We start from the raw sequence: 12,315 nt of genomic DNA on the forward strand, positions 1-12,315 counted from the left end.
CCCAACGCAGCCGACCAGGGTGGCCACACATGGCTATCGGTGGGAGGGGCTCGCGGCGAACGCACCATACCCACAGTTAGGGCGGTAGACGGTTACCGGTTCCGCTCGGTCGGTGGGCGGCTCTCGCGGCGGTAACGAAGTTAGTTGTAGTGCTCTTTGAGATACGCGGAGATATCGCCGCTGTCGGCGATGTAGCCGTCTGGAAGTTCGTCGTCGACGAGGGCAGGAATGCCGCGTTGACCGGTCGCCGCTTCCAGCTCGTTGCGGTCATCCTTATCATCCGGGACGACGATCTCCTCGTAGTCGACGGACAGCACATCCAGGACGCGGCGGACACGTTTCGAGTACGGACAGTCTGGCCGATCGTAGAGGGTGAACTCTGCCATGATCTGTGATTCGGCTGAATGAATCTTATACGTACCCCGGCTGTGTATCGAACTCGCATAACCGGGATGGGACAGCTGCGTGACATCTGTCTGACTGGTATTCATATGCATGCGTTTGCAGAACTACACCGAACAATGCCAAGTCACACACCCGATCAGTCACCGGAGTCAGTCACCGAGGCTGACGAGCACATAAAGGCCGTTATTGACCAAGCCTGGGACGCGCTGTGAGTGGGCTGCTGGGCGACAGTCGATGTCAGTGTGGTGGGTAGCTGTCGGCTACGCGAGCGGTAAGTAGCCGAGTCACAAGCAATCTCGCTGTGGCAAAACAAGCGATACGGGCGTTCAGAACCGTGATACTAGCTGAACAATCATCGCAAACAGGGTTATAGCCGTTGAACGCCTATCCTCCATTATGAACCAAGCGCCCTCTACGAAGCAAGCGACGGTCGAACAGAAGACCGTCTTATTCTGTCACGGCTGTGAGTATCACGCCCCACCGACCGGCCGCTGGATTGTCCACGAGAAAACCGACTGTGACGTATATGAATGTCCGCGCTGTGGCGAAACCCTCACCATCCGCGATCGGATGGAACGCTAATTAGCGTCGGCCCACTCGCGGGCATCCTGTCGTAACTCCTTGTCGCGGGCTGATTCGACCTGTAACTCCGGCACCGTCGTCGGTGAGCCATCATCGCCGATCGCCACAAAGACAAATACACTTGTCGTGGTGAGCTCTCGCTGGCCGGTACAGGGATCCTCACGGAACGCTCGGAGTCGCACCTTGATGCTCGTCGTCCCGTGATCGAAGACGTAGGCCTCGACGACCGCGGTATCGCCCTCGGGGATCGGCCGCTCGAAGTTCATCTGGTTAATGCTGGCGGTGACACAGGTCTCACCGGCAAACCGCATCGCCGACAGCGCGCCGGTTTGATCCATCCACTTCATCACGTTGCCACCGTGGGCCGTCTCGTAGTTGTTGGTGTGATTCGGCTGGATGCGGTGGCGGTTCTCAATGTAGGTATCCTCGATTGTTGGCATACACACAATGGGGAGGCCGGACGGAAAAACAGTGGCTCCCCCGGAAACGCCGACGAGAGAACGGCGACCGCCGACTGAACTCGTCAGAGTGTGTTCTGAGCGGGGTGATCCGATAAAACCTAACGCGGACAGCGAATATTTTACCTATGTTAACAATTATACGCGCCGCTACTGTTTAGTGTGATATGAGTCGAGCACCGTTGGAGACAAACCAAATACATCCGCTTGAGTCGTCGCCGGATTCACTGACGGTTCTGCATGTCGACGATGAAAAACCGTTTCTTGAGCTTACCAGCGAGTATCTCAGCCACGAGCTTGAGGATACGACGGTCATCACCCGAACCGACCCCCGTGCAGCGATCACATATCTGGAGGACAATCATGTTGACTGTATCGTCAGCGATTATCAGATGGGGACGATAACCGGCGTCGAGTTCTACGAACACGTACGCACTAACGGGGCGAATATCCCGTTTATTCTGTTTACCAGCCATGGCAGCGAGGCGATCGCCTCAGAGGCACTTGAAGCGGGCGTTGATTCATATCTCCAGAAATCACCCGATGCCGGGAATTTTAGTGTGCTGGCAAATCGGATTTCGATGCTCGTCGAGCAGTTTCATGCCAAACGACAAACACGAAAGCTCAAGCAAACCTACGAGGTGATCGCAAAGACATCAACAGACGCGTTTTGGATTCAGGATATGGCAAGCGGCAAAACGCTGTACTCCGAGGGCATCAAGTCGTTTGGCTACGCGCCGGGGATTCGGGACGATGGATTTGAGTGGTGGATCGAACGCATCCATCCCGACGACCGGGCTGACGCCAAGGCCGTGATCGAAAACAAGAGTACTGGCACAACAACAGAACTCGAACCATCCGGGCATGAACAAACGCAGTTTTCGCATGCCTATCGGTGGCAGACGGAGTCCGGCGAGTACGTGTGCTGTGACTCGCGTGGGGCGATCGTTTTCGAAGACGGTGAGCCCGTAGAGATGACGGGATCGATGACAAAACGAGAGCAGTCCGGCTGTTGTCCCTGAGCGGGTAGCTAATACACAGGGGTATCACGACTCGCTTCGATTACGCGGTCGCAATCGGAGACCCGTCAGTCGGCTGCGGCCTCTTCGAGCGGTTCGACATCGAGACAGCCGCAGGCGTCGAGTTCCGGATCGAAGCAGTCGGGACACTCGGATTTGCGGTCGATGATCGTATCCAACCGCTCGGCGACAGTGCCGTCGATGACGGGTTCGAGTTCGCGGGCCTCCCCACGGAAGTCCTCGACATCAAGTACATTGACGAGGAACCGTTCGATGATGCAGTACGTCTGGAGGGCATCACGCGCTTTGACGATCCCATCATCGGTCAGCGAGACACCTTTGTACTTCTCGTGTTCGGCGAGCCCGCGCGCTTCGAGTTTGCCGATCATCTCGTTTGCGCTGGCGGGACTTACGTCCAACATCTCAGCGACGCGACCGGTGGCAGCCGGGCTGTTGTCGTCCTGTTGGATCAGATAGATCGCCTTGAGGTATTGGTCGGCCGTATTCATCGGTTGGCCTCCGGTGCGGTGAAGGAACTCACAACTGATTGCTGAAGGGTCATTCGCGTTGCTCCATAATGGTGGTGACTGTTTCGACGGCGTCGCGTTCGGCGTCTCGAAGCGTCCGCAGCACCGACAACAGGTGGGCTCGATCCACCGAGAACGCCGCATCGCTGGCTTCGATCGCATCGATCATATCGTCGTAGAACTTGTAGGCCGTCTCCTCGTTGCAGAGCTGATCATAAAGGACGCCATCGAAGTCCTCGGGTTTCGTCTGGCCGTAGCTCGCCTCCACGAGGGCGTCGATCTCATCGAAGGGGATACTGTCGGCCGCAAGGCTGTCGATGAGGCCATCAAGCCGGTCGCGGTGGGCCGCCGACTCCTCGGCGGCATCGGCCAACAGCGACTCCAGTTCGGCGTCGGGTTCCGGCAGCGACTCACGGTGGTTGTTCGCGCGAGCCTCAGTGACCTCCTCAAGGACGATCCCGATCTGCAGCAGCCGCGCAAGCTGTTGATCGGAGTCAACGCGCTGACTGAGACTCATTGGATATCGCTCCGTGCTGCCGACACTCGCATAACTATTGGTCTGGGATGTGCGAACTTACCGTTTTCCATTCGACAACCGCAGACAAAAATCCGCGCCGCAACGACGGCCGTCAGTCGAGCCGGGCGATGATCAGCTCTGAGAGATCCTCGCGGAACTCCTCGACGTCGATCTCTTCGAGTACCGGCACGAAGAAGCCCTCAACGAGCATGTTGCGGGCCGTGTTGGGATCGATCGAGCGGGAGGTCATATACAGCAGATCCTCCTGGTCGACCTGTCCGACCGTCGCCGAGTGACTGGCCTCGGTGTCGTGGTTTTTGATGATCAGCTTGGGTGAAGCGTCAGCCTCCGAGTCATCAGACAGCATGAGCGTATTCTCACGCTGGTAGGAGCTCGTATTCCAGGCGTCTTGGCCAACGTCTTGGACACCCTCATACACCGACCGGGCCACGTCGTCGAGGACGCCGCGGGTGACGAGATCGGCGGTCGTGCTCTCGGCGTTGTGCCAGACACGGGCGTTGATATCGAGGTGCTGCTCCTTGTGGCCGAAGAACGCGCCGACAACCTTCGTCTCCGAACCCTCGCCGTCGAGAGCCGTTTCGACATCCGAACGGGTAAGCCGGGAGCCGATGTTGCCCTCGATCCAGTTGATCGTCGAGTAGGTGTCGGTCACACCGCGTTTGAGCGTGATGTGGTAGGTATCCTGATCGAGGTTCTGCAGGGAGCCGAACTGTACGTAGCTGTTCTCGCCGGCGCTGACCTCGACGATGTTGCTGAAGAACCGATCGCCGTCGACCTCGTCGCCGGACTCGATGGATTCCAGAATCGTCGCTGACGACGACTGCTCGGTGACGACGAGCGTGTGGCTGAACAGCGATCGGGAGTTCATTTCCGCGCGGATGGTGATGTCCTCAACGTCGACGCCCTCCGGCACGTAGATGACCGTTCCCGTCGTAAACAGCGCAGTCGACAGCGCCGTCAGATAGTTGCGCTCGGGGTCGACAACGGAGCCGAAGTGCTCCTTGATGAGCTCCTCGTGCTCATCGAGGGCTTCCTCGAATGAGAGGACGGTCGCGCCCTCAACGCTCTCACGAACGGTCTCGTCGGACTGATCGCGCGGATCGACGAGTTCCTCGAAATCAAGCGATTCGAGATCAGTCCAGCGTCGACCCGGCGTGTGGATCACGTCCGGCAAATCGAGGGAATCGAGGCTGTCGAGTGCCTCAAGCCGCTGTTCGAGCAGCCACTCGGGTTCGTCGCGGGCCGCCGAGATCTCTTCGACGGTCTCTGCGGAGATGGAGGCTGGTACCTGCACGCTCATCCGAGCGAGCCCTCCATTTCGAGTTCAACGAGGCGGTTGAGTTCAACCGCGTACTCGATCGGGAGTTCCTCCGTGATCGGCTCGATGAAGCCCGAGACGATCATCTGTTTGGCGTCGTCGTCGTCAAGCCCGCGCGACTGGAGGTAGAAGATGTCCTCGTCGCCGATCTTACCAACGGTCGCCTCGTGGGCGACGTCGACCTTCGACTCGTTGATCTCCATGTACGGCATCGTGTCGGAGGTCGACTCGTTGTCGAACATCAGCGCGTCACACTCGACGGCCGTCGAGGAGTTCTCCGCGCCGTCGGCGATGTGGACGAGCCCGCGGTAGTTGGTGCGGCCGCCATCCTTCGAGATCGACTTCGACTCGATGGTCGATTTCGTCTCGGGGGCGTTGTGGTAGACCTTTGCGCCCGTGTCGATATCCTGGCCTTCGCCGGCAAAGGCGATGGTGATGTGGTTGTCCGACGCGCCGCGACCTTTGAGGATTGTCGAGGGGTACAGCATCGTCGCCTTCGAGCCCATCGACCCCGAGATCCACTCCATGCGCCCGCCCTTCTCGGCGATGGCGCGTTTCGTGTTGAGGTTGTAGGTGCTTTTCGACCAGTTTTGGACGGTCGAATACTGGACGTGAGCGTCTTCTTTGACGAAGACCTCGACGCCGCCGGAGTGGAGGTTGAACGCGGAGTATTTCGGGGCCGAACAGCCCTCGATGTAGTGGACTTCGGAGTTCTCCTCGGCGATGATCAGGGTGTGCTCGAACTGCCCCATCCCTTCGGAGTTCATCCGGAAATACGCCTGAATCGGCATCTCGACGGTCGTGTCTTCCGGGACGTAGACGAAGGAGCCGCCCGACCAGATCGCGCCGTGGAGCGCGGCGAACTTGTTGTCGCTCGGCGGGACGGCCTTCGTCATGAAGTACTCTTTGACGAGGTCTTCGTGTTCCTGGACGGCCTTGTCCATGTCACAGAAGATGACGCCTTTCTCCTCCCACTGCTCCTGCATGTTCTGGTAGACGATCTCCGACTCGTATTGGGCACCGACGCCGGAGAGGGCGTTCTTCTCGGCCTCCGGGATGCCGAGTTTGTCGAAGGTGTCCTTGATGTCATCGGGGAGGTCGGTCCAGTCGTCGACACCGCCGCGAACGTCGATATCCGGGCGGATGTACGGGACGATCTCGTCGATGTCGATCTCGCTGAGATCCGGGGCCTCGGGCCAGTCGGTCGGCATCGGCATCTCCTGGAACTGCTTCAGGGCACGGAGTCGCCGCTGGAGCATCCAGTCGGGTTCGTCCTTGTCCTCGCTGATGACGCGGATCGTCTCATCATCGAGTCCTTTCTCGCTTTTGAAGGCGGAGGCTTCCTCCTTCTTGAACTCGAATCGGGATTCGGTGTTGGTTTCTTGAAGTTCTTCGTTTGAGCTCATGTATTGTGGTTGTGTTTGGTTGCTTATAGTGCTGTGCGTAATCGGTTCTTGTTACGCGGCCTCGTAGACTTCGTCACGAACCCAGTCGTAGCCTTTGTCTTCGAGTTCTTCGGCCAACTCGGCCCCGCCGCTTTTGGCGATCTCGCCGTCGAGCATGACGTGGACGTGATCGGGTTCAACGTAGTCAAGGATGCGCTGGTAGTGGGTGATCTGGAGGATGCCGGTGCCCTGCTCGTCGCGGAGGGCGTTGATCCCCTTGGCGACATCCTGAAGGCGGTCGATGTCGAGCCCGGAGTCGATCTCGTCAAGCACGGCGACAGCAGGCTCAAGGAGGGCAGCCTGGAGGACTTCGTTCTGTTTCTTCTCGCCGCCGGAGAAGCCGGCGTTGAGGTAGCGGTGCATGAACTTCTCGTCCATATCGAGCAGCTCCATCTTCTCCGAGAGGATCTGCTGGAACTCGGCGACGCTGACCTCGCCGTCGTCTTCGGGGCCTTCCATCGGGGACGTTTCGTAGCCCTCGTCGTCCTCGTCGTCGGCCTCGGCTTCTTCTTCGTCCTCGTCTTCGAACAGTTCCTCGCGTTCCTCGGCTTTGGCGTTGAGTGCCTGTCGGAGGAAGCTTGTCATGGTGACACCCTCGATCTCGGCGGGGTACTGGAAGCCGAGGAAGATGCCGAGGGCAGCTCGTTCGTTCGGTTCGAGCTCAAGGAGGTTCCACGAGAGATCCTCCTCGTCGATGTCGGCGTCGATATCTTCGACATCTTCGTCCTCAAGATGGAGGAGAATCTCGCCGTCGGTGACCTCATACGCTGGGTGGCCGGCGATAATCTTCGCCGTTGTCGACTTCCCGGAGCCGTTGGGACCCATCAGGGCGTGGATCTCACCGGAGTTGACTTCGAGATCGACACCGCGGAGAATCGTTTCGCCGTCCTCTTCTGCGACTGCTGCGTGGAGATTGCTGATTTCAAGTGTTGCCATTGGTGGTTCGTTGCCTCGTATCCAAATGGTAGTGAGTTACGCCCATAATGGTTTCGCATTCACCCCCGTAATCGATACAAGAGCGAAAAGAAAAGTTTTCGATCAGCAAAACCACCGGAGAGGAAATCGGCTACCAGTATTGTTCGAGGCCGGTCTGTGTTTGGCCGGTTTTGATCTCATCCCACGACATATCGAGGGCTTCGATGACACGGGAGATCGGCCCCTTGAGCGTCTTCTCCAACATCGTTTCGAGGTCGATCTCGAATTCGTCGGGGAGTTGGTCGGCATACTCGAAACAGATCACATCGGGATCGCGCTTGAACTCGCCGTAGAGGGGATCTTGCCGTGGATCAAGCCCCTGCTCGTCTTCCATCCGGCGGAAAAACGAGGAGTGAACATCCTTGAGGTAGAGCCGCTTGGGTTTCGAGCCGCGATCGAAGTTGGTGCCAAGGAGGAGATTGGCGTACTGCGCACCCCGAACCTGTGCGGTCGGCGTTTCGTAGGCATCGAGTCGCTTGCCGATGCCGCCAGGGATGCCGATCTCTTCGACGCTTCGTTCGCCATTAAGGAACTCCTCGATAACCGTCGTCAGGTATGTTCGAACTTCCTCGCGGTCGGCTTCCATGTCGTCGCCGGTGACGATGGTTTCGATCACCTCTTTCTGGACGCGCTTGGTGATCGGTGCGATATCCGAGCGTTTGTACTCGAAGCCGGTGATGTCGATGTCGTCGACATCCTTGCCCTCCTTCCAGATGATGTGGCCGGCGTACCGCTTCTTGCGACCGGCTTGGAAGAACCGTCGGTAGAGCTTTTCAAATTCGATCTGGAAGCGGTGCTCGTCGGCGTTGAGTTCGTTGCTTGCGAAATCGTCGTAGCGGCTGTTGATGTACTCCTCGATCTCGAAGGATTGCTCGATAGCGTCCGACTTTTTTTCACTTCCATCCAACTCTAACATAACGCTATCCGTATCGCCGTATGCGACTTCGTAATCGAGTTCGCTGGCGACGGTTTCGGTGAAATCGATTACCTCACGGCCGGTCGCCGTGACAGCTGCCGCGCCCTCCTTGTCGTAGAGCCGGAACCGATCCCACCCCGTTACGCCATAAAGGCTATTCATAATAACCTTGACAGCTGCCTGTTGAGTGTCGTAAATGGCGTACTTGGAGCTATCTGGGTCGTGTTTATTCCGCAGTTCTTTCTTTTCCTCTCGTTCTGTTAACAGTTCATCAACCATCTCGCGCATGATGCCGTCCGGCTCTTTCCGGAACCGGGTGCCGTTGGGCGCACGGTAGGTCTCACCCTCGAAGTCCTCGTCGACCTTCGTTTCAGGGCCGGCGTTGATCGTCACCATACACATTGGGTACAAACTCTTTAGATCTAGTACACTGATGTTTTCGCGGACGCCAGTAATCGGATCGAAGACGGCTCCGCCCTCAAAATCCTCGGACTCCTGTTGTCCTTTTGTCGGTAATGCGAACTTTCCATACGCCTTGTGCAGCACGTACTGGTCGACGGCGTCGCCCGGTGTCGGCGCGTCTTCGATCTTACAGCCGACGAACTTGCGGACTTCGTCCCAGAAATCAATCAGACCTTGCTTGCGGTCGATCTCGACACAGAGTTCCACGTCCCGGAGATTGTATTCGAGGAGGCGTTTCGGTTCCTCTTCCCAGAGATCGCCGATGTCGCCGGCGTATCGCTCCTTACCAACGCCGAGTTCGAGTTCGCCGACAGCGTCGAGGCGATAGGAGTCGAGTTCGGTGAACTGCGTGCGCTTGTAGCCGTAGAGGAGATCGAAAACGACCCGGCCCTTGATATCAGGGCCACCCCACCCGGATCGCCATACCTCATCGATCCGAGAAAGGCGGTCGACCGAGAGATTGTACTGACTCGCCGGACCAATCTCTTCCATCCGGTCGAGGAAGTACGGGACATCGAAATCCTCACAGTTATGAACGAGACAATCATCCGCGAAGAAATTGTGCGTGGTCGTCTCGATGTCGTAGGTCGTCTCCGTCCCGACACGCTCCACGTCCTCAACTTTTACAAACACGTACTCCTGCCACTCGTCGAGAGTCGTTTCGTGTCGTTTGAGGCTGATCCCTCGGCGGTGTTTATCTCGACCGATCCGCCGGTCGTCGGTTCCGGTGTCGGCCTCAAAGAGCGCGTACGGGATGTTCTCGCTTCGGCCGCTCTTTCCGCCGTCCAGTGCTTTCAACGCGTCTCGCTTTTCGGAGTGAGAGAGGTGTGGAAGAACCCTGTCTCTGAGCCGCTGGATCTCACGCTCCGCGTCCGGTACTCGAACCACGTTCTCGCGCTGCTCTGCGTAGATGCCGAGTCGGCGAAATAACTTTGCGTACCATCGTCCGATAGACCGATTTTCGGCCGCAACGGTCACCGAAGACGAGACGTGCCCGTCTCCGTCGATAACGCCCGCCAAGAACCGTTCTATGTACGATTCCGGAAGTTCGAAAACCTTCGAGAGATCGACATCTCCCTCGTTTTTGTCGCCGAACGGAATCCCGAGCCCGTTGAACGCGTACATGCGGGTGTAGTCCAGTACGTTCTGCTTGTAGCAGCCCTTTCCGTCGGGTTCGAGACGCGTCTCACCGGGGAACTGTTGGTGTAACTCTTCGTGCGTGTTATAGAAACGGATGCCGTCATCGGACGAGATCGTCCCGTCCGTGAGAACGAGGCCCGCAAGATACAGTTCGTGTTCCGTGAGTTCCCTGTCGAGGTCGTTCCGCGTGCGGCGGTACTCCCGCCCGCCATCAGGAAGCGCAACGTCGTACCGGTCAGCCGCGAGTTGACAGCGCTCTGGAGTCCATATATCTGTATCTGGGTGATATAACGTTCCCGTAGTGAGGCCGAACTCCGATGCGAGTTCCGAGACCGCACCGGACGGGAGTTCGGATTTGAACGATTTGATCGCCTCTGTACTCCCGAACCGCTGGCATTCGACCGGGACGAGATCACTGAGGGTCGGAACACGCTCCGAGTCGATATTCAATTGTCGCGGTTTGAGGAGATAGTCCCCAACTTCGATCTCTCCCCCCTCCTTCCAGTCGACTTGATCATCGTCACCAACCATCACACGATGATCCGCTGAACTGCGGAGATCAGTTCCGTCTGCAAGCCTGTATCTGAGAATCTCTTTCTCGCTTTCCCATTTGTTCGTGACCTCCGCAGTCGTTGTCCGCTGGTCGTCGCTCCCCAACACCTTGTCGCCGACAGATACGTCCTCGATCCGTTCCTCAGTCCCGTCCGCTTTGAGAATTTGACTATCCGCCGGTAGACAGTTCCACCCGGTGAAGAGATCCGGATCGGTATCCTCGATGTAGTCGATAAACGCATCCAGCATCGCCGCCTCGGAGTCGTAGGTTCGGACATCGACCGCAATGTCGTCCTGATATGGGTCGTAATCGGGGAGATCGGTCGGTATCTCGCCGTCGCCGTCGGGCGCCTCGTAGAGCCATGCAATATACTCCTCATCGAAGGAGTCGTAGCTCGTGAGACAGACGATCGGCTCCTCGCCATCCTCGGGAAAGCCCCGGCGGTCGTCGACCTCGATGTCGAAGATGTTGACTCGGAGGTCGCTGTCGACATCGGCAGGGACAACCTCGGTGTGGGGGACTTGGATCGTGTCGCTTTCGAGCCGTCGCTCCGAGACCTCGATCCCGCTGTTGATGCCCTTATCGATCAGAAATCGGTTCGGAAACAGAATGTCGGCCTCGTAGTGGTCAAACTCGTCGCGAACCTCGCCCACGTCACGCGGCGTGCGGCCGATGATCTTCGTCAGTTGCTCGCCGCGAATACTCTCGAAGGAGTCGCCGTCGGGGTCGGTCTCTCGGCTGTCGACGATGACATCGTACGCCTCCTCGGGCGGCGTGTCGAGTGAGTCAGTTGGGACGTAGAAGTAGGGCTCAAACCCGAGGACACGGACGTGTTCGTGAGTGCCGTCCTCGCGGCGGCCGAAGACGTGGATCACAGGGTGTTCCTCGCGGCCACCGCCCTCGATGGTGTAATCGACCTGTGTGACCATCAAGTCGACTGTCCCCGTTGAGTCAGGGAACTTCGCGTCCTCAACGTCGACGACCTCGCTGATCCGACCGCCGCCGTTGCCGGCGACGACCGCGGCCGCATCGGCGGGGTCAGTCGCGTCCGCAGCATCCGTCTCGTCGTCGGCATCGTCGGCAGGGGAGAAAGACGAGAGATCCGACTGTGTCATAGCGAGTGGTTGCGTCGTTCAGATAAAAAGTCCCGGTGTTCGGTCGGTCAAGCCGTTACGAACGATCCCGCTCGGCGGAGCGCGGCAAACCTCGGGGCGATAACAAACTATTTACTATGTCACCGGTTACCAAAGGGCAGCATGTCTACCCACGCGGACGACCGACAGGAGCACAGTGCGGCAGCGTCCGAACCGACCGGGGTCGCAACCGTCGAATCCTATGAGGTCGACGACGGGGTGGTGCTCTTCGATGCCGAGAACCCGCTTGCGTGGGTTGAAACCACCGAGGCGATTCCAGTCAGCGAAGCCCTGTAAAAGCCGAATCCTTTTGCTGGCGGCCCATTGACTCGGAGTATGCCGTCTGAGCCACCGACAGAAACCGGTTCTAACGGTGAGCCAACCGATCCGGCGATCGGTGAACCGGAGGAGGTCGCCGACAACGCGGCCGAATCGGATGGCGAAGACGATCGCTCCTATGAACAGCAGGTCGTGGACGAACTCGTCCCAGATATCAGCATCGGCGACGATGCCACTCCAGACAGCCACGAGATCGACGCCGAACCCGACAACGATACTGAAGCGGACGCCGAAGACGGTCTCTCCGACGCCCTTGAGGAGATCGACGACGACCTGTTGAACGCGTTTATCAAGATCGTCGTCTCGATCAAAGCCGGGATCCTGCTGATCAGTATCGGGCTGTTAGTTATCGGCTTTCGAGAAATGCTGGCCCTCGGCGGCGGGCTCATCGCCGTCGGCTGTCTCGCCTTGGCCCGCGCAGCCTACCGGTACTGGAACCACAAACAGATGAGACAGCAGAGAGACGACGAGTGATACAAGGCAAACCAAAGCCGGACGTAACGGC

Annotated in this window: 12 protein-coding genes; 4 read left to right on the top strand and 8 right to left on the bottom strand. The window is 58.3% G+C overall.

Features of this window, described 5'->3' with window-relative positions; all coding sequences use genetic code 11:
* Positions 1-140 precede the first annotated feature (140 nt).
* Positions 141-386, bottom strand: a complete 246-nt coding sequence (locus DM826_RS06990) for a glutaredoxin family protein (protein ID WP_165853267.1) — start codon at positions 384-386, stop codon at positions 141-143.
* Positions 387-801: 415 nt separating this feature from the next.
* Between DM826_RS06990 and DM826_RS06995 the strand changes: the two genes are divergently transcribed.
* On the top strand, positions 802-987 hold the full coding sequence (locus tag DM826_RS06995) for a hypothetical protein (RefSeq protein ID WP_120102682.1): 186 nt from the start codon (positions 802-804) through the stop codon (positions 985-987).
* Here the strand turns inward: DM826_RS06995 and DM826_RS07000 are convergent.
* Positions 984-1,427, bottom strand: a complete 444-nt coding sequence (locus DM826_RS07000) for an acyl-CoA thioesterase (protein ID WP_120102683.1) — start codon at positions 1,425-1,427, stop codon at positions 984-986. The genes DM826_RS06995 and DM826_RS07000 overlap by 4 nt on opposite strands.
* Positions 1,428-1,612: 185 nt before the next feature.
* Between DM826_RS07000 and DM826_RS07005 the strand changes: the two genes are divergently transcribed.
* A complete protein-coding gene (locus tag DM826_RS07005; protein WP_120102684.1) occupies positions 1,613-2,467 on the top strand; it encodes a response regulator in 855 nt (284 codons plus the stop codon).
* A 65-nt stretch (positions 2,468-2,532) separates the two neighbouring features.
* Here DM826_RS07005 and DM826_RS07010 read toward each other — a convergent pair whose 3' ends face one another.
* From DM826_RS07010 to DM826_RS07035, 6 genes are all read right to left on the bottom strand, one after another.
* On the bottom strand, positions 2,533-2,973 hold the full coding sequence (locus DM826_RS07010; RefSeq protein ID WP_120102685.1) for a metal-dependent transcriptional regulator: 441 nt from the start codon (positions 2,971-2,973) through the stop codon (positions 2,533-2,535).
* A gap of 49 nt (positions 2,974-3,022) precedes the next feature.
* The gene (locus tag DM826_RS07015) at positions 3,023-3,508 is read right to left on the bottom strand and encodes a ferritin-like domain-containing protein (RefSeq protein WP_120102686.1); all 486 of its coding nucleotides are present in this window, start codon (positions 3,506-3,508) and stop codon (positions 3,023-3,025) included.
* Positions 3,509-3,620: 112 nt separating this feature from the next.
* Positions 3,621-4,829 carry a Fe-S cluster assembly protein SufD gene (gene sufD / locus DM826_RS07020; protein WP_120102687.1) on the bottom strand — a complete coding sequence of 403 codons (1,209 nt, stop codon included), beginning with the start codon at positions 4,827-4,829 and terminating at the stop codon, positions 3,621-3,623.
* Positions 4,826-6,253, bottom strand: coding sequence for a Fe-S cluster assembly protein SufB (gene sufB / locus DM826_RS07025; RefSeq protein WP_120102688.1), 1,428 nt, complete (start codon positions 6,251-6,253; stop codon positions 4,826-4,828). The genes sufD and sufB overlap by 4 nt, the downstream gene beginning before the upstream one ends.
* Before the next feature lie 51 nt (positions 6,254-6,304).
* Entirely contained in the window at positions 6,305-7,228 is a 924-nt protein-coding gene (locus DM826_RS07030; RefSeq protein WP_120102689.1) for an ABC transporter ATP-binding protein, read from the bottom strand.
* Between the two features lie 130 nt (positions 7,229-7,358).
* Positions 7,359-11,453, bottom strand: a complete 4,095-nt coding sequence (locus DM826_RS07035) for a DNA polymerase domain-containing protein (protein WP_120102690.1) — start codon at positions 11,451-11,453, stop codon at positions 7,359-7,361.
* A 141-nt stretch (positions 11,454-11,594) separates the two neighbouring features.
* Between DM826_RS07035 and DM826_RS13025 the strand changes: the two genes are divergently transcribed.
* The gene (locus tag DM826_RS13025; protein ID WP_165853268.1) at positions 11,595-11,768 is read left to right on the top strand and encodes a DUF7331 family protein; all 174 of its coding nucleotides are present in this window, start codon (positions 11,595-11,597) and stop codon (positions 11,766-11,768) included.
* Between the two features lie 39 nt (positions 11,769-11,807).
* The gene (locus DM826_RS07040; protein ID WP_120102691.1) at positions 11,808-12,284 is read left to right on the top strand and encodes a DUF7322 domain-containing protein; all 477 of its coding nucleotides are present in this window, start codon (positions 11,808-11,810) and stop codon (positions 12,282-12,284) included.
* The last annotated feature ends 31 nt before the right edge of the window (positions 12,285-12,315 follow it).

This window comes from Halonotius aquaticus (genome assembly GCF_003605575.1).
GTDB classification, from domain to species: domain Archaea; phylum Halobacteriota; class Halobacteria; order Halobacteriales; family Haloferacaceae; genus Halonotius; species Halonotius aquaticus.